This is a genomic window from Collinsella aerofaciens (genome assembly GCF_019131995.1).
Lineage (GTDB): Bacteria > Actinomycetota > Coriobacteriia > Coriobacteriales > Coriobacteriaceae > Collinsella > Collinsella aerofaciens_S.
In genome coordinates this window covers 50,870-69,440 of the sequence record NZ_JAHONA010000005.1, presented here as the reverse complement: position 1 = coordinate 69,440, position 18,571 = coordinate 50,870, and the positions used below count along the sequence as shown (strand labels likewise).

Below are 18,571 nucleotides of genomic sequence, written 5' to 3'. Positions count from 1 at the left end.
GGCCGTATCTACGCCGCTTCGTCGAACTGCGAGTTGTACAGGTCGGCGTAGAAGCCGCCCTGGGCGAGCAACTCGTCGTGCGTGCCCTTCTCGACGATGTCGCCGTCGCGAATCACCAAGATCACGTCGGCGTTGCGGATCGTGGACAGGCGGTGCGCGATGACAAAGCTGGTGCGGCCCTGCATCAGCGCATCCATGGCGCGCTGGATGAGCTCCTCGGTGCGGGTGTCGACGTTGGATGTCGCCTCGTCCAAAATCAGCGCCGGACGGTCGGCCAAAATGGCGCGGGCGATGGTCACGAGCTGGCGCTGGCCCTGCGAGAGGTTGGTGCCCTCCTCGTTGATCATAAAGTCGTAGCCGCCGGCGAGCGTATGAATAAAGTGGTCGCAGCGTGCGGCGCGCGCAGCGGCCTCGACCTCGGCATCGCTCGCGTCGGGGCGTCCGTAGCGGATGTTCTCGCGGATGGTGCCGTTAAACAGCCAGGTGTCCTGCAGCACCATGGCAAACTCGCCGCGCAGTGCCGCGCGGTCCCAGTCGCGCACATCGACGCCCTCGACACGCAGCGAGCCGCCGTCCACGTCGTAGAAGCGCTGCAGCAGCTTAATTAGCGTGGTCTTGCCGGCGCCGGTGGGGCCGACGATGGCGATGGTCTGGCCGGGCTGCGCCTCGCAGCTAAAGTCGTGGATGATGATCTTGTCGGGCGTGTAGCCAAACTTGACGTGGTCGAACTCCACGTGGCCAGGGCGCTTCTCGGGAATCTGCGCGTCGGCCTTCTGCTCCTCCTCGGGCGCGGCTAGGAACTCAAAGACGCGCTCGGTGGCGGCTGCCATCGACTGCATCGTGTTGCTCACGTTGCCCAGTTGCTGCACGGGCTGCGTAAAGTTGCGAACGTACTGGATAAAGCTCTGGATGTCGCCGGGCGTGGCATTGCCGGTCAGCGCGAGCTGCGCGCCCACCACGACGACGCCCACGTAGCCCATGTTGCCCACCAAGCTCATAAGCGGCATCATCAGGCCCGACAGGAACTGCGAGCGCCAGCCACTAATAAAGAGGCGGTCGTTTTGACGGTCGAACTCCTCGATTGAGGCCTCGGCGCGGTCGAACACTTGAATGACGTTCTGGCCGGCAAAGTCCTCCTCGATGATGCCGTTGACGGTGCCCAGGACCTGCTGCTGCTCGCGGAAGTACGGCTGCGAGAAGTGAATCATCACCATCAAGATAATTGCGGCTGCCGGTAGCGTGAGCACGGTGACGCCGGTGAGCGGCAGGCTGATCGAGAGCATCATGATGAGCACGCCGATAATCTGCGTCACCGACGTGATGAGCTGCGTCACGCTCTGGTTGAGCGACTGACCCAGCGTATCGACGTCGTTGGTGATGCGGCTGAGTACGTCTCCCTTGCTGTGGCCGTTGAAGTAACTCATCGGCACGACGGCAATCTTGGCGGCGATCTCCTTGCGCATGCGGTAGCAAATCTTTTGCGTGACGCCGGTCATGAGCCAGCCCTGGATGAGGCTGCAGACAGAGCTCGCCAGATACAGGCAGAGCAAAAAGCCGAGCGTCTTGGCGATCCAGTCAAAGTCGACATCGCCGGTGCCGTTGACCTTGGCAACCAGGCCCTCGAACAGCTTGGTCGTAACCTGGCCGAGCACCTTGGGTCCCACAATGTTAAAGATGACCGAGCACACGGCAAAGCCGACGGCGGCAAACACGGCAATCTTGTGCTGGCCGATATAGCCGAGCAGCTGCCTCATGGTGCCCTTAAAGTCCTTGGCCTTTTCGCCGCGACGCATGCCGCCCATGCGGCCCATGGGACCACGCTGGCGGGTGGGCTTGGGAATCTGAGTCTTGGTCTCGTCTGCCATTAGCGCTCGCCTCCTTCCATGACGGCTGCAATTTCTTCTTGGGTAAGCCCCAGCTCCTCGGCGGAAAGCTGCGACTGTGCGATCTCCAGGTACGCCGGGCAGCTGCGCAGCAGCTCCTCGTGCGTGCCGGTGCCCACTACGTGGCCGTCGTCGAGCACGATGATCTGGTCGGCGTGCATGATGGTCGCGATGCGCTGGGCCACGACCACGAGCGCGGCGTCGGTAACGTTCTTGGCAAGCTCTTCGCGCAAGCGAGCGTCGGTCTTGTAGTCGAGGGCGCTAAACGAATCATCGAAAACCACGACCTCGGGCTTTTTGGCCAACGCGCGGGCGATGGCCAGGCGCTGGCGCTGACCACCAGAAACATTGGAGCCGCCCTGGCTGATGGGGGAGTCGTAGCCGCCCTCGCGCTCGGCGATAAAGTCCTCGGCCTGTGAGATGCGCGCGGCCTGGCGCATGTCATCATCGCTTACCATGTCGCCCGCAAACTTGAGGTTGCTCTCAACGGTGCCCGAGAACAGGCGACCCTGCTGCGGGATGTAACCAATGCGGCGGCGCAGCTCGGAAAGGGTCATGTCACGCACGTCGATGCCGTCGAGCGAAATGCTGCCACCCGTGACGTCGTACAGGCGCGGGATGAGCTGCACGAGCGTGGACTTGCCCGAGCCCGTGGAGCCGATGATGCCGAGCATCTGACCGGCATGTGTGGTGAAGTTCACGCCGCTGATGACATCGGCGCGGGCATCGGGGTACTGGAAGCTCACGTCGCGGAAGGTGAGCTCACCGCGCGGCGCGCTGGCTGCGGGCAGTTTGGGCGAGGCAGGGTCGTTGATGCTCGTGGGGCAGGTGATGACCTCTTCCACGCGCTCGGCTGCGACCTCGGCACGGGGCAGGATGACCGAAACCATGGTGAGGATCATAAACGCCATGACGATCTGCATGGTGTAGGAGATAAACGCCATCATGTTGCCGACCTGCATCACGCCGTCGGACACGCCCTGCGCGCCAAACCACACGATGAGCACGGTGATGCAGTTCATGACGAGCATCATGAGTGGCATCATAAAGCTCATAGCGCGGTTGGTGTAGAGCTGCGTGGTCATCAGGTCGAGCGAAGCCTTGTCAAAACGCTCGAGCTCATGCTCCTCGCGGTTGAATGAGCGGATGGGCATAAGGCCGTCGAGCAGCTCGCGGGCGGTAAGGTTCACGCGGTCCACAAAGCTCTGCATCTTTTTGAACTTGGGCATGGTGAGGCCCATAAGCACGCCGACGACGGCCGAGACGGCGATGATGGCCACGGCGATGGTCCACTCCAGGCCGGTGTGGTTGGCCAGGACGCGCATGACGGCGACGATGCCCATGACGGGGGCCATCAGGCACATGCGGATAAACAGGGTTGCGGCCATCTGGATCTGCTGAATGTCGTTGGTGCAGCGGGTAATGAGCGAGGCCTGGCTAAACTTGCCCACTTCGGCCGGCGAGAAGTGCATAACCTTGTTGAAGGTCTCGCGACGCAGGTCGCGGGCGATGGAGCAGGCGGTGCGCGAAGCCACGGCACCGGTCAGGATGGTGGCGACGAGCGACACCAGGCACAGCCCAAACATAGTGGTCGCCATGCGGCTCAGGTAGGCGTTCTGCACATCGGCGGGGTCGATGCCCTGTGCCTTGTACTCGTCCTGTACATAGCTCACGGCGCGTTGGGTCACGATGGAGCCCGACATGGAACCCATTTTGTCCGCCATATCGTTGGCGCCCTCGACGAGCTTGCCCTGATCGATAAGACCGCCTTCAACGCCTAGGCGCAGGCTCTTCATGGTGATCTTGCCGCCGTCGGCGTCGATCTGCTTTTGCATGCTCTGCGCCGCTGCGGCCTTCTGCTGCATCTCGGCGAGCTGCTCGGGCGTCATTGCCGCCATCTGCTCGGGGGTGGGCATGGCCTGAGCGCCGCTGTTGTCTTTCTCACCGGACGTGCCCATCATGTCGCCCATGGAGTCGGCATCGATGCCCTGGTTGAACGAAAGGACGACGGTCTCAGGCAGGCTCATGATGTCGGCAATCTTGCCGCCGTCGGCGCGCTCCTCCTCGGTGCCCTTGTACGTTCGAATGCCGTTTTTGTCAGCCTTGCTAAACACGGCCTCCACAGCCTTGGCGTCCTTGGCGCTCATAAAGAGTTCGAGGTCGTCGAGCGATTCGGCGCGGATGGTGTCGGGTACGGGCGAGGCGATACCGCCTTGCTGCACGCCCACGTCGACGATATCGCTCATATAGGTAGGCAGTGCCAGGTCGGCGTTGCAGCTGATTACGATGAGTACGATAGCTGTGAACAGTGCCAGGATATGCTTTTTAAAGAGCTTGAGAATCCTCACTCGGCATCTCTCCTTTCTTGATTGCGGTCGATAATTTCGTTGGCACGTCTAAGAAGGCGCACCATCTCTTGGGTATCTGTTTCGCCGAGCTGCTCGAGGAAAGCCGCGGTGCGGTCCTCGAATTCCCGGCGTTTGATTTCGAGATCCTGGAATCCCTTGTCGGTCACTATGACGTGTACGCGACGACGGTCGGTCTTTGAGTGCTCACGCTCAACCCAACCCTTGGCTTCGAGAGCGCGTAGGATATTGGCGATGCGGGCGTTCGAGACCCAGGCGCGATCGGCGAGTTCGCTCGGCGTGAGCGAACCGCCAGCGAGCATAAGGGCGCGCATGACAGCCATCTCGCCGCTGAGAGCTTTGTCCACAAAGCGCGAAACGCGCTGGTGAATGCCGCCAAACTCGGTAAGGAGCTGACTCCCAAGCTCATGGAAATCGGTATCTTCCACCGAAAACCCCTAACACTAGAAACTATTTTCGGTGAAAGATGATACCCCCATACGCGGGCCTCATACAGTGGGCAATATAAAGAGCGCATAAAGACTTAAAATCATTCAATTGCTGAAGCGTTTTAAAGAACTATCATGCACGCGGCTAGGCGAGGGGTTGTCACCACCATGACGACTGGGACTCATTTATCGCCACGTGCGATGCTCCAACTTCCCGCAAGGAGACACCTGAATCAAGGGGGTTGGAGTCATGGCATTTGACTTCACGGGCAAAACCGCGATCGTTACCGGTGGCACTCAGGGCATTGGCCTCGAGATTGCCAAGGGTATCGTTGCGGGCGGCGGACACGTCGCGCTCATCGCAAGGAACGCTGCTAAGGGCGAGGCCGCTGTGGCCGAGCTTGGCGAGGGCAACAAGTTCTATCAGCTCGATGTCGCCGATGCACCCAAGGCGCGCGAGACCGTCGAGCAGATTTTCACCGATCTGCCGCAGACCAACATCCTGATTAACTGCGCTGGCGTCATCAGCACCAAGAAGTTCGACGAGATCGATGACACCGAGTGGCGCCGTACCATCGACATCAACCTCAACGGCACCTTTACCATGATGAACGCCGTGTACCCGCACTTTAAGGCGGCCCATGCCGGCACTATCGTCAACGTGAGCTCTGTCGCTGGCAAGATCGGTGGCGGCCTGCTCGGCACCGCGGCCTACGCGAGCTCTAAGGCCGGTGTCAACGGCCTGACCAAGGCAGTCGCCAAGGAAGGCGGCAAGTTTGGCGTCCGCTGTAACGCCGTGTGCCCGTCGCTCACGTTGACCGATATGACCTCGATTCTCTCTGACGAGAACTCTCAGCGTATCATCAACGGTATTCCTCTGGGCCGCGCCGCCCAGGCCAGCGAGCCTGCGCAGATGGTGCTGTTCTTCGCTTCCGACCTCGCCAGCTTCGTGAACGGCGAGATCGGTGACTGCGACGGTGGCATCGTTCTGGACGGGTAATACTCCGCGACGATTATTCGGCGACGGCTCCTGCGACTCGGGACCGTCGCCTTCTTTCTGATATAGGCGCATGCGGCTACGATTCGCATGCATCCAAAGGAGATATATATGAGTGAATCGGCTGCGGTGGAGGCGCCGGCGGCAAAGGAGCCGTTCTTTAAGATGTCCTCCATCCCGGGCGCCAATATCTTGGTGCCGCTTCTGTTGGGCTGTCTGCTCAACACGCTATTCCCCGACCTGTTCAAAACGCTCGGCAGCTTTACGCTTGGCATGACCCAGCAGGGCGCTGGCCCGCTCGTGGGCGCTTTTTTGCTCATCGTCGGTACGACGATTTCGTTTAAGAGCGCTCCTGCCGCCGCTGCCCGCGGCGCCATCATCATCGCCGTCAAGCAGATCGTGGTCGTTGCCATGTCGCTGCTCATCCTTTATGTGTTCAACGACAACTTGTTTGGCATCTCTGCCATGGTGATGCTGGCGGCTTGCACCGGCGCCAACAACGCTATGTACGCTGGGCTGATGGGTACCATGGGCAACGAGGCTGAGCGTGGCGCTGTCGCCATCACCACGCTGGTTGTCGGCCCTCCGGTCACGATGATCGTGCTCGGCGCTGCCGGCCAGGCCCCGATCGGCTGGTCGCTCGTGGGTGCCATTCTGCCGATCGTCGTCGGCATTATTCTGGGTAACCTGTTCCCCAGCTTTAAGAAGATGATGGCACCGGCACTTTCCGCCATCATCGTGCTCGTCTTCTTTGCCATGGGCTCGACCATGACCTTTGGCCAGCTCATTAATGGCGGTCTCCCCGGTATTCTGCTCGGCGTGATCTGCTCGGTGGTCTTTGCAATTCCCGTTATCGCGGTCGATAAGCTCACGGGCGGTACGGGTGTCGCAGGTGCGGCCATTTCGAGCTGCGCCGGAGCCAATGTGGCCACGCCTGCTGCCATGGCAAGCGTCAACGGGGCCATGTACGGCGGTGCGGTGCTCGCGACGGCTACGGCACAGGTTGCTGCCTGCGCAATCGTTACGGCTATTTTGACCCCGCTGGTCACCAGCTGGTGCTACAAGCATTTTGAGGGCCAGGGCAACGGCGATAGCAAGGCAACGGCCGACAAGGCCGCCGCAGCCGCCTAATGCCAAGCGGCAATCAAAGCTAAAAACTAGCCATGCCACAGGGCGACCACGGGGGATTCCGTGGCCGCCCTGCAGTTTCTGTAGGGTCTCTGGGACACTTTACCCTGCTAAAGCTGGCATAACAGCTAGAGCGAACGTCGTACAAAGGCAAGGAAAAATAACATACAAATCGGTGAACGGTAGTTGTTCGCGCTCGCATTTCCTGCGGGTTTGTAAAAAACGCCCTTATGATATAAAAAAAGAAACATATAACAGCCCAGATGGAGAGGGTCGCTATGTTATCCTTCTCAAACGGGTGAAATCTTGGGTTTTTGGGTTGTAGTTCCAAGGTGGACAAACGTTTTTCCCTGTACCAACGTGTGGTGAAGAACGGAAGAAGCCGGTAGTGCAAGCCGAACATTCAAGAATTCAATAAGCAGCGGTGTGAGAGAGCGCCGCATTACACGTAACTAGGAGCGTGGTTACACAATGCAGGAGGCATGGGAAGGCTTCAAGGAAGGCATCTGGACGGGAGAGGTTGACGTCCGAGACTTCATCCAGAAGAACTACACCCCCTACGAGGGCGACGAGTCGTTCCTCGCCGGCCCGACTGAGCGTACCAAGGAGCTGTGGGGCGAGGTTCTCGACCTGCTGCTTAAGGAGCGCGAGCAGGGCGGTGTCCTCGATATGGACACCAAGACCGTCACGGGTATCGTGAGCCACCCCGCTGGCTACATCGATAACGCCCACCGCGAGAAGGAGACCATCGTCGGCCTCCAGACCGACAAGCCGCTCAAGCGCGCGCTGCACGTCAACGGCGGTATCCGCATCGCTTGCCAGGCTGCCAGCCAGCACGGCTATAAGGTCGATGAGAACGTTGTCGAGCGCTACACCTTCGAGCGCAAGACCCACAACGCTGGCGTCTTCGATGTCTACACCCCCGAGATGCGCGCTTGCCGCTCGGCTCACATCATCACCGGTCTGCCCGATGGCTATGGCCGCGGCCGCATCATCGGCGACTACCGTCGTGTTGCCCTGTACGGCGTCGACTACCTGATCAAGGACAAGGAGGCCCAGAAGGCTTCTACCCCGACGGTCATGACCGCCGACAACATCCGCGATCGCGAGGAGCTGCAGGAGCAGATCCGCGCCCTCGGCGAGCTCAAGATGATGGCCGAGACCTATGGTTTCGACATTTCTAACCCTGCTACCAACACGCAGGAGGCCATCCAGTGGATGTACTTCGCCTACCTCGCTGCCGTTAAGGAGCAGAACGGCGCCGCTATGTCCATCGGCCGTACCTCTACGTTCATCGACATCTACGCTGAGCGCGACCTTGCCAACGGTACCTTCACCGAGGAGCAGATCCAGGAGTTCGTGGATCACTTCATCATGAAGCTCCGCATGGTCAAGTTTGCCCGTACCCCCGAGTACCAGGCCCTGTTTACCGGCGACCCGCAGTGGGTCACCGAGTCCATCGGCGGCATGGGTGTCGACGGCCGTACGCTCGTTACCAAGATGAGCTATCGCTACCTGCACACGCTCGAGAACATGGGCACCAGCCCCGAGCCCAACATGACCGTTCTGTGGTCGACCCGTCTGCCCGAGAACTTCAAGAAGTTCTGCGCCAAGACTTCTGTCGCCAGCTCCTCGATCCAGTACGAGAACGACGACCTCATGCGCGTCTATCATGGCGACGACTACGGTATTGCCTGCTGCGTGTCCTCCATGCGCATCGGCAAGGAGATGCAGTTCTTCGGCGCCCGTGCCAACCTGGCCAAGTGCCTGCTGTACGCACTCAACGGCGGCGTCGACGAGGTCTCCAAGAAGCAGGTCGGCCCCAAGTATCGCGCCGTCGAGGGCGATACCCTCGATTACGACGACGTTGTGGCCAAGTACAACGACATGATGAAGTGGCTCGCCGGCGTGTACGTCAACTCGCTGAACATCATTCACTACATGCACGACAAGTATTGCTACGAGCGCATCCAGATGGCTCTGCATGACAAGCACGTGCACCGCTGGTTCGCTACGGGCATCGCTGGCCTTTCCGTCGTGGCTGACTCCCTGTCCGCCATCAAGTACGCCAAGGTCCACCCTGTCCGTGATGAGAACGGCATCATCGTCGACTTCGAGACCGAGGGCGAGTTCCCCAAGTACGGTAACGACGACGACCGCGTCGACCAGATCGCTCACGACGTTGTGCACCAGTTCATGGAGTACATCCGCATGAACGACACCTACCGCAACTCCGTGCCCACGACCTCGGTTCTGACCATTACTTCCAACGTCGTGTACGGCAAGAAGACCGGCTCCACCCCCGACGGCCGCAAGGCTGGCCAGCCGTTCGCCCCGGGTGCTAACCCCATGCACAAGCGCGATAGCCACGGCGCCATCGCTTCGCTGTCTTCGGTTTCCAAGCTCCCGTTCCGCGATGCTCAGGACGGCATTTCCAACACCTTCTCCATCATCCCGAGTGCGCTCGGCAAGGAGGACCAGGTGTTCTTTGGCGATATCGACCTTGATCAGCTGGGCGAGTAACTATTGTTAGTGCTATACTAACAATAACGATTACTGATTAGCGCACCGGTTTCGGCCGGCGCCTATCAATCGAAGGAGACACATTATGAAGGTTTCTGAAGTTTCCGAGACTCAGGCCGATAACCTGGTCCACATGCTCGACGCTTACGCCGAGAAGGGTGGCCACCACCTGAACATCAACGTCTTCAACCGTGAGACGCTGCTCGACGCTCAGGCTCACCCCGAGAAGTACCCGCAGCTGACCATCCGCGTTTCCGGCTATGCCGTGAACTTCCACACGCTCACCAAGGAGCAGCAGGACGAGGTCATTGCGCGTACCTTCCACGACAAGTTCTAAAGGGTTCAACTCCTGTAGGATTACTGGGGCCGGTTTTGGGTTATTTCCCAAAACGTCCTCGGACATGCAAAGAGGCTCCGCTGCGCGCGTTGCGCGGCGGAGCCTCTTTGCGTCCTGCGGGATGTTTTGGGAAATAACCCAAAACCGGCCATGTGGGGTCCTTTGGAGTCACCCTTTAGGCGGAACTCTCCTAATTATTTGGATGAGTCGTTTACTTACTTGTGCTGTTACCGTCTTCCCGCTGTTGTTGGGGTATGCTTTGTTCGTATGTAAACGTATGACATGTTGATGGGGGAGGGTGCTATGGCTCGCGAGAGTGCTCGTTCTAAGGATACGGCTAAGCCTGGCATCAAGGAAGTTGCGGCGGTGGCGGGGGTTTCGCCTACTACGGTATCTCGCGTGCTTAATAATCGCGGCTATATTAGCCAAGAGACCCGCGATAAGGTCCATGCCGCGATGGAGCGCATCAACTATACGCCCAACGATATCGCCCGTGCCATGCTCAACGGTCGCCTGAATCTTATCGGTATGATCGTTCCCTTTGTGAGCAGCCCGTTCCATGCTCAGGTTGTGCAGGCGGTCGAGCGCACGTTAGCGGAAAACGGCTTTAAGATGTTGCTGTGCAACAGCGCCAATCGACCCGATCTTGAGCGTTCCTATATTGACATGCTCCGCCGCAATATGGTCGACGGCGTCATCGTCAACTCCCTCAATATCGGTGCCGAGGCATATGCCGAGATGGGCTTGAGCCTGGTTGGCATCGACTGCGATCTTGGCGAGGGCTCTGTCCAGATTGCAAGTGACAGCTATGGCATTGGCGAGCTCGCCACGCGCCGTCTGATTGATGACGGCTGCAGGCGTATCCTGTGCCTGCGCAGCAATAGCCGCATGCGCATGCCTGCCAATAAGCGTACCGATGCCTACCTCGATGTTGTTGAGCAGGCCGGTTTGTCCGCGCTTGTCCGTGAGGTTGAGTTCGTTAAGCCCGACGACGAAAAGGGCGCGGTCGTTGCGAAGATCCTCGATGAGAACCCCGATATTGACGGCATCTTTGCGGGAGACGATACGATGGCGGCCATCTGTCTCAACGTGATGAAGCAGCGCGGCTTGAGCGCTCCAGACGATATTAAGGTCGTGGGCGCGGATGGTGCCCGCCGAACTATGACGTTTATGCCTGACTTAACAACCGTACGTCAAGATATCGATCGCATCGGAGAGCTCGCGGCGCAATCCATCATCGCTCTTATTAACGGCGATAATCCCGAATCGAATATCAAGCTCCCCGTTGAACTCATTGAGGGCAAAACCGCGTAGTTCATCCCGTGCCAAAAGAATTCCTCAAACGCCTCTGATGACCGTTCACCGGCATATGTCAACCGTTTGCCGACGACTGGAACTGCGAAAAGACGTATTGGTGTGAAAACGTTTGACATATGAAAACGATTGACATATCTTGCCATTGTACCGAGTTAGTATGTCGTGGAAAGGAAGTCTCGGATGCACAAGGTGTATTACCAGCCTGAGGGAATTTGGGTAGGCGACATCATGCCGTACGGCGAGGACGGCACGTTCTATCTCTATCATCAGCGTGACACGCGTAACCCCGAACCTTTCGGAGAGCCGTTTGGCTGGGCACTTGCTACGACCAAGGATTTCGTCAACTACAAGGACTTTGGCGAGAGCCTTGAGCGCGGCGGCGACGAGGAAGTCGACCAGTACATTTATGCCGGCACGGTGTTTAAGGTGGGCGACAAGTACCATGCGCTCTACACTGGTTGCAATCGCGATAAGGTCCGCGCACGTTTGATGAAGCAGGTTCTTCTTCACGCAACGAGCGACGACGCCGTCAAGTGGGAGAAGAACATCGCCGAGACGCTGCTTCCGCCCCAGGAGGGTTACGATGACCGCAACTGGCGCGATCCCTTTGTGCTTTGGGATGAGGAGAACGAAGAGTACATGCTCATCCTCGGCACGCGCGTGGGCGAGGACAAGCGTCTGATGACCGGCCGCCTGGTCAAGTTCACCTCCAAGGATCTGACCAACTGGGAGTTCCAGGGCGACTGGTGGAACCCGGGCCTGTACACCATGTTTGAGATGCCTGATCTCTTTAAGATGGGCGACTGGTGGTACCTCGTCTTTTCCGAGTACAGCGACGGCAACAAGACCCGTTACCGCATGTCCAAGTCCATCAACGGTCCTTGGATTACCCCCGCTGACGACTCCTTCGACGGCCGCGCGTACTACGCCGCTCGCACCGCATTCGATGGCGAGCGTCGCGTTCTCTTTGGTTGGGTTCCTACGCGTGACGAGGGCGGCGACCCCAGCTCTTACCTATGGGGTGGCACCTTTATGCCCCTCGAGATCGTTCAGCGTGCCGACGGAACGCTCGGCACCAAGCTCCCCGACAGCATGCTTGGCGCCTTTGGCGAGGCTAAGGCAGTCGAGACCTTTGAGCTTTCCTGCGAGTCGGGCAAGGTCGAGCAGGTGCTCGCCGCGGATGCCGGCTCCACCTACTTGCTCGATACCGACATTGAGCTCGGCGGTAACGCTGCCGGCTTCTCGGTCAAGTTCGCCGAGGACGCCGAGACCGGTCTTGCCTATGAGTTCCGCGCCAACCTGCGCGAGGGCAAGCTCGAGTTCACGCCGGCTCCCCAGTACCCGTGGTTCCAGGTCAACAACATGGGCCTCGAGCGTCCGTTGTTCTTTAAGGGCGAGGGCACTCATCATGTGCGCCTGGTCGTTGACGACGATATCGCGACCATCTTTGTCGATGATGTTGCGCTTAACGCTCGCTTCTGCAATAAGCAGGGCCAGGGTGTGGCGCTGACGGTCACCGACGGTACGCTCAAGTGCGCAAACGCAACGATCGCGTCTCTGTAGCGGCAACGAACCGTTTTATGATTTAGAAAAGGAATGGAGAGGAACATGGACTACAAGGCAGTGTCCCAGCAAGTCGTCGACAACGTCGGCGGACTGGAGAACATCGAGGGCGCCACGCATTGCGTGACCCGTCTGCGTCTGGTGCTCAAGGATACGAGCAAATACAACAAGGCCGAGCTCGAGAACATCGATGGCGTCAAGGGCGTGCTGTACAACAGCGGCCAGCTCATGATTATCTTCGGTACCGGTACCGTCAACAAGGTTTACGATGAGTTTATGGCTCTGACGGGCGTTAAGGAGATCAGCGCTTCCGAGGTCAAGGGCGCCGAGGCGGACAAGAAGGGCAAGTTCTTCTCGGTCCTCAAGGTATTCTCGGACATCTTTATCCCCATCATTCCCGCCTTCGTCGGCGCTGCAATCATCATCGGCCTTAAGTCGCTGATCGTTGCCAACGGCCTCTTCGGCATGGAGGGCAGCCTCGCCGATCACAGCGAGTTCCTCAAGAACCTCGCAAGCTTCTTTGCCATTATCGCCACCACCTTTGACTACCTGCCTGTCCTGGTTATGTACAGCGCGGTCAAGCGTTTTGGCGGCAACCCGATCCTGGGCATCCTCGTCGGTATCGTCATGGTTCACCCGAGCCTTATGAACCGCAACACGTTCGTTATGGACCCGACGGGTGCTGAGTACTGGAACTTCGGTCCGCTATCCATTCCCATGGTTGCTTTCCAGGGCGGTGTGTTCCCCGCAATCCTGACTGCCTGGTTTATGGCCAAGGTCGAGAAGATTGCCCAGAAGTACATCCCCGAGGTCGTTTCGTTCGTCTTTGTCCCGACCGTTACCCTGATTCTTGCTAACGTTGCCCTGTTCACCGTGTTCGGCCCGCTCGGCAACCTGATCGGTGACGTCCTCGCCGGCGTAATCGATATCCTGTACAACAGGATGGGCGTCTTTGGTGCCTTTGTCTTCGCCGCGTTCCTGCAGCCGCTCGTCGTTACCGGTACGCATCAGTTCATCCAGGGTATCGAGGCCAACCTCGTTGCCACGACCGGCTTCAACTACATCCAGGCCATCTGGTCGGTTTCCATCATCGCCCAGGGCGGCGGCGCCATCGGCATGTACCTCATTCACAAGAAGCATTCCAAAGAGCGCAACATTTGCATGTCGTCCTTTATCCCGACGCTGGTCGGAATCTCCGAGCCCGCTATCTTTGCTGCAAACATGCGCTATTCGATCATTCCGTTCATCTGCGCATGCATCGGTGCAGGCTGCGGCGGTGCCTTCGTGAAGCTCTTTGAGGTGCGCGCTATCGGTCAGGGTCTGACCGGCGTGCTTGGCCTGCTCATCGTCACGCCCGAGACTCTCGTGTGGTATGTGGCTGGCAATCTCATCGCCTTTATCGTGCCGATCGTCTTGATCTTTGCCTACAACAAGGCAAAGGGCGTTCCGACCACCGATGAAGAGGGCGCTGGCGCTGGCTTCGACGTTAGCTTCTAGTTGAGCCGTTCAGCGTAACGTGCGGATAAGTCCATTTGAGGAAGGGCGTTCGGCTCGTGTGAGTCGAGCGTCCTTCCCTATAGACGAGAAGGTCAATGGCGATGTTTAATCAAAAAAACAAGGTGATGCGTGCGGACTATGAGCAGTGGCGTGCCGGACAGGATGAGACGGCGGCTCGCATCGCGTCCGACCCCGATAGGCTTTTGTTCCATGTGGAGCCTGAGCTTGGCTGGCTCAACGACCCCAATGGTTTGGTTCAGATTGGTGATACGTATCACATCTATCATCAATACGATCCGTTCGATGCTGCGCATGGCGGTCCAGTGCTTTGGAACCATCTGACGACAAAGGATTTTGTGACGTACGAGAATCACGGCCCCGTGCTGTTCCCCGATTCCGATTTGGATTCGAGTGGAGCGTATTCTGGTTCTGCCTTTGTACGTGATGGCAAGATTCACTACTTCTATACCGGCAACGTTAAGCATTTTGACCGTGATGATTACGACTACGTGTTGACGGGCCGTGAGCAAAACCAGATTCATATGGTTGCCGAGAATCCCGACGAATTGGGCGAGAAGCGCATAGCTGTTGGGCCGGTCGATTACCCCGACGATATCGGTACGCACGTGCGCGACCCCAAGATCCTTGAACACGACGGTATCTACTACATGGTTCTGGGCGCTCGTACGAAAGACGACCGTGGCTGCGTGCTTGTCTATACCTCGCGCAATCTTGAGGACTGGAGCTATGCGACGCGCATTGAGTTGGGCGAGAAGTTTGGCTTTATGTGGGAGTGCCCCGATCTGTTTGAGCTCGATGGCGAGCTTATTCTCGTTTGCTGTCCGCAGGGTGTGCCTGCCGATGGTTGGCGTTACCGCAATCCGCATCAGTGCGTGTGGTTCCCCATCGAGGCCGATTGGGAGGCGCCGAGCTTTAAAATCGTCGGGAAGGGCATGCCCCCGATGGTCGATGCCGGTTTTGATTTCTATGCCCCGCAGTCCTTTGAGGACGCTGCGGGTCGGCGTTTGATGATCGGATGGTCGGGTTGCCCCGATGCGACGACAGAAAGCCCGACGGCGGCGCGCGGGTGGCAGTGCGCGCTGACGATGCCGAGAGAGCTGAGCATGCGCGGCGGCAAGCTCTGCCAGTGGCCGGCGCACGAGATTGAGAGGATGCGCGGCGATTGCGTTCGTGCTGTAGGCGGTGAGACCGTTGAGGAGCCGGGACGCCTGTTTGATGTCGTGGTTTCCTGCGAGGGAGCCAAGATGATCGAGCTCGAAATCCGCAAGGGTGTCTTTGTGCGTTATACGGACGGGATGCTTACCCTCGATATGGGCGACGAAGGCTATGGACGCGACCAGAGGTCGATCGAGCTCAGCGAGCTTCGCGACCTGCGCGTGCTTTCGGACACTACGATGGTCGAGATTTTTGCAAATGGCGGCGAGGCGGCACTTACGAGCCGTACCTATTCGCCGGCGGTTCCGGCGATGGGGTTGCATGCCGAGGGTGCGGCGTCGATGGATTTCTACCGCCTCGCGCATTAACCGTGTGTGGAGCGCGATTGGACTTGCTGGGCGGAATGCGTCGCAGTTGCTGCAGCGAACTACCGTTCATCGCGTATAGCTACCGTTTGCGGGATAAGTAACACTCATTTATAAACCGTGTAAAATCTCAGGTAAGCACGGAGTTTTCCAGGGAGACGCTGTCCTTTGTTGTGCGCAAGGGGCGGCGTCTCTTTGGCGCTTGGACGCCGTTGTGCAACAGCGCGGCGCGCGTGTCATGTATTGAAAAGCCAATGTCGAGATGGGTCGTGATAAGAATGGGCAAGTACGTAATCGTGGTCGAGTCTGGGTCGGATGTGACGCCGGAGCTCTGCGAGCGCTACGGCATCGTGCGCGTGCCCATGCATGTCACGATTGGTGACGAGACCGTCGAGGACGGCTCGATCGATCCGCTCGAGATTTATTCGCGCTGCAATGAGTTTGGCGTGATGCCCAAGACCAGTGGCTGCGCGCCTGCGGATTTTGCGCATGTGTACGACCGCATCCATGCCGAGCAGCCCGACGCGACTATTTTGCATCTTGCATATTCCGAGGCCACGACCTGTTCGCATCAGTCCTCAAAGATTGCGGCCCAGGGGCGCGACTACGTGTTCTCCATGGACACGCGCTTTGTCTCGGTAGGCCAGTCGCTTGTTGTCGTCGAGACCGCCAAATACATCGAGGCTCACCCCGATGCCACCGTCGACGAGATCTTCGCCTTCGCGAACTCCGTCATGGACCGCGTGCTGTTGGGCTTTGTCCCAACCGATCTCGCCTTCCTTAAGGCCGGCGGTCGTTTGTCCAACGTGGCATTCCTCGGTGCCCATCTGCTCAAGATTAAGCCCTGCATTGAGGTGACGGGCGGCAAGTTCGTGGCGACCAAAAAGTTCCGCGGCTCTATGCTCAAATGCGCCCGCGCCTTTATTGACCACATGGTTGCCAAGGGGGAGATTGACTACTCGCACATTGGCCTGGCGTATTCGGTAGGCCTTTCCGAGGAACTGCGTGACGACATGGAAGTCTATGCGCACGACCTGGGCTTTAAGGACGTTGCCTGGACCCAGGTCGGCGGTGTCATCTCGAGTCATTGCGGCCCGACCGCCTTCGGTGCGGTACTCACGCTTAAAGCGTAAAGGCCGCAGGCGAGCGTTCTTCAGCCTGACATCTCGACGTAGACCCCAGCCATGGTGATGGGGGATAGATTAAAACGTGCCATTCTAGCCCGAGACGTTTAAACGCAAGCACATGGGCTAGAATGGCTCTGGCATTTTAATTGGTTGCATCCAAGGAGAGGCAAGGTAGCGCGAATGGCAGAAATGACGCTTGAGGGTGTGGACGCTCGTCCCGAGGACTCTGCGTTTGCCCTTGGCCGCGTGCATTCAATCGAGACGATGGGGACGGTCGACGGACCCGGCATCCGCTTCGTAGTGTTTGTCCAAGGCTGCCCCATGCGCTGTGCGTATTGCCACAACCCCGATACCTGGTCGGTTAACGGCGGCACGATGGTGACCGTCGAGCACCTTATGGACGAGTTCCAGAGTAACCATGAGTTTTACCGCAGCGGTGGTATTACGGTGTCCGGCGGCGAGCCGCTCCTGCAGCCTGAGTTTTTGGCCGACCTGTTCCACGCCATGCACAATAACCACGATGGTCGTGTGCACACCTGCTTGGATAGCTGCGGCTATGCGTTCGATCCCGCGCATCCCGAGAAGTTCGATGCCGTGCTCAACGAGACCGACATGGTACTGCTCGATATTAAGCATGCCGACCCGGTCGAGCATAAAAAGCTGACTGGGTGCGATCCCGCACGCATTCTGGCGTTTGGCGATGAGCTTGCACGTCGCAAGATCAAGGTCGTTATCCGCCACGTGGTGGTGCCGGGCATTACCGACACGGTGGAGGAGTGCGAGAAGCTCGGTCGCCTCATCGCTCCATGGCACAACGTGGTGGGCCTGGAAATGCTGCCGTATCACACGATGGGTGTCGTCAAGTACGAGCAACTGGGCATTCCCTATAAGCTCGAGGGCGTGCCCCAGATGGATACCGCGCGCATGCCCGAGTTGCGTAATGCCGTTATGACCGGCATGAAAAAGCGCCGCGCGGAGCTAAAAAACGCCATCGGCTAGCAAGTCTTTTGCTCCTCTACGATACCCGCGCTGCGGTGGTCTAGCGACTTCGTATTGCGCGGTTGAGTCAAAATGCTGGTACCATACCGTGGATAGCAGTTTTCACGGGTTTGGGGGATGGTATGCCTACCATCGCAATCATCGGTGCACTCGAAAAAGAGGTTGCGCAGATTAAAGAAGAACTGAACGGCGCTCGTGTGGCACAAGAGGCGGGCTTGACCGTTGTCAACGGCGAGCTCGACGGTTTGTCCGTTGTTGCTACGACCGCTGGCATGGGAACCGTAAACGCCGCGGCGGCAACGCAGCATCTCATCAGCAAATATGCCCCGCAGGCCGTTGTGTTTTCGGGCATTGCGGGTGGCCTAAACCCTAAGCTCCATATTAACGACGTGGTTATAGGCAAGTGCCTGCGCTATCTCGATACTGACACGGCGCTCATCGCCGAGTCGGCGCCGGGACTCGAGGAGTTTGTCTCGACGCCGGCGTTGGCTGATGTTGCCGCCGCCGTGCTTGCCGAGCATGGATTTGTGGATGCCTCGGCGGATGAGAATTCTGCGGAGAAGGACCCCAAGCAGTTCCTGTGTGGCACTATCGCCACGGGTGACCGCTTTGTTACGGGTGACGCCATGCGTAACGCTGCGATTGAGGCCACGCATGCCGATTGCGTCGAGATGGAGGGCGCGGCAATTGCGCACATCGCGGCCAAGAATGGTGTCGATTGCCTGGTGTTGCGCGCTATCAGCGATAATTGTGACGAGGCGTACGATGCAATTTGCGATCGAGAGTTCGATCTGTTCGAGTATGCGCGTGTCGCAAGTGACATCACGCTCGATATCGTCCGCCGCATTGCCGCTGCGCAATAGCG

General features: G+C 58.7%; 14 protein-coding genes. 11 read left to right on the top strand and 3 right to left on the bottom strand.

Annotation, left to right across the window (positions count from 1 at the left end; all coding sequences use genetic code 11):
- Positions 1-8: 8 nt before the first annotated feature.
- The 3 genes from KSY82_RS02800 to KSY82_RS02790 are packed head-to-tail and all read right to left on the bottom strand — an operon-like array spanning position 9 to position 4,677.
- A complete protein-coding gene (locus tag KSY82_RS02800; RefSeq protein ID WP_217750204.1) occupies positions 9-1,865 on the bottom strand; it encodes an ABC transporter ATP-binding protein in 1,857 nt (618 codons plus the stop codon).
- The gene (locus KSY82_RS02795) at positions 1,865-4,231 is read right to left on the bottom strand and encodes an ABC transporter ATP-binding protein (RefSeq protein WP_217750203.1); all 2,367 of its coding nucleotides are present in this window, start codon (positions 4,229-4,231) and stop codon (positions 1,865-1,867) included. The genes KSY82_RS02800 and KSY82_RS02795 overlap by 1 nt, the downstream gene beginning before the upstream one ends.
- Positions 4,228-4,677, bottom strand: a complete 450-nt coding sequence (locus tag KSY82_RS02790; RefSeq protein WP_148346445.1) for a MarR family winged helix-turn-helix transcriptional regulator — start codon at positions 4,675-4,677, stop codon at positions 4,228-4,230. Before KSY82_RS02790 ends, KSY82_RS02795 begins: the two co-directional genes overlap by 4 nt.
- A 250-nt stretch (positions 4,678-4,927) precedes the next feature.
- On the opposite strand from KSY82_RS02790, the gene KSY82_RS02785 reads away from it, so the two are divergent.
- From KSY82_RS02785 to mtnN, 11 genes are all read left to right on the top strand, one after another.
- Positions 4,928-5,677, top strand: a complete 750-nt coding sequence (locus KSY82_RS02785) for an SDR family NAD(P)-dependent oxidoreductase (protein ID WP_006234857.1) — start codon at positions 4,928-4,930, stop codon at positions 5,675-5,677.
- A 108-nt stretch (positions 5,678-5,785) separates the two neighbouring features.
- Positions 5,786-6,805: a 2-keto-3-deoxygluconate permease gene (locus tag KSY82_RS02780; protein WP_233504896.1), complete on the top strand. Its 1,020-nt coding sequence runs from the start codon at positions 5,786-5,788 to the stop codon at positions 6,803-6,805.
- A 468-nt stretch (positions 6,806-7,273) separates the two neighbouring features.
- Positions 7,274-9,325, top strand: a complete 2,052-nt coding sequence (pflB, locus tag KSY82_RS02775) for a formate C-acetyltransferase (RefSeq protein WP_055310750.1) — start codon at positions 7,274-7,276, stop codon at positions 9,323-9,325.
- A gap of 85 nt (positions 9,326-9,410) precedes the next feature.
- Positions 9,411-9,662, top strand: a complete 252-nt coding sequence (grcA3, locus tag KSY82_RS02770; RefSeq protein ID WP_006234861.1) for an autonomous glycyl radical cofactor GrcA3 — start codon at positions 9,411-9,413, stop codon at positions 9,660-9,662.
- 303 nt (positions 9,663-9,965) lie between these two features.
- Complete coding sequence (locus KSY82_RS02765) at positions 9,966-10,976, top strand: LacI family DNA-binding transcriptional regulator (protein WP_229090598.1); 1,011 nt, start codon at positions 9,966-9,968, stop codon at positions 10,974-10,976.
- A 183-nt stretch (positions 10,977-11,159) separates the two neighbouring features.
- Complete coding sequence (locus KSY82_RS02760; RefSeq protein ID WP_217750202.1) at positions 11,160-12,542, top strand: family 43 glycosylhydrolase; 1,383 nt, start codon at positions 11,160-11,162, stop codon at positions 12,540-12,542.
- A 45-nt stretch (positions 12,543-12,587) separates the two neighbouring features.
- A complete protein-coding gene (locus tag KSY82_RS02755) occupies positions 12,588-14,039 on the top strand; it encodes a PTS transporter subunit EIIC (protein WP_052044095.1) in 1,452 nt (483 codons plus the stop codon).
- A 101-nt stretch (positions 14,040-14,140) separates the two neighbouring features.
- Positions 14,141-15,583 (top strand): glycoside hydrolase family 32 protein, encoded by a 1,443-nt coding sequence (locus KSY82_RS02750; RefSeq protein ID WP_217750201.1) that lies wholly within the window; start codon positions 14,141-14,143, stop codon positions 15,581-15,583.
- Positions 15,584-15,858: 275 nt separating this feature from the next.
- A complete protein-coding gene (locus tag KSY82_RS02745; protein ID WP_254881681.1) occupies positions 15,859-16,713 on the top strand; it encodes a DegV family protein in 855 nt (284 codons plus the stop codon).
- 174 nt (positions 16,714-16,887) lie between these two features.
- The gene (pflA, locus tag KSY82_RS02740) at positions 16,888-17,706 is read left to right on the top strand and encodes a pyruvate formate-lyase-activating protein (protein ID WP_161144619.1); all 819 of its coding nucleotides are present in this window, start codon (positions 16,888-16,890) and stop codon (positions 17,704-17,706) included.
- A gap of 122 nt (positions 17,707-17,828) precedes the next feature.
- Complete coding sequence (gene mtnN / locus KSY82_RS02735) at positions 17,829-18,569, top strand: 5'-methylthioadenosine/S-adenosylhomocysteine nucleosidase (RefSeq protein ID WP_217750199.1); 741 nt, start codon at positions 17,829-17,831, stop codon at positions 18,567-18,569.
- The last annotated feature ends 2 nt before the right edge of the window (positions 18,570-18,571 follow it).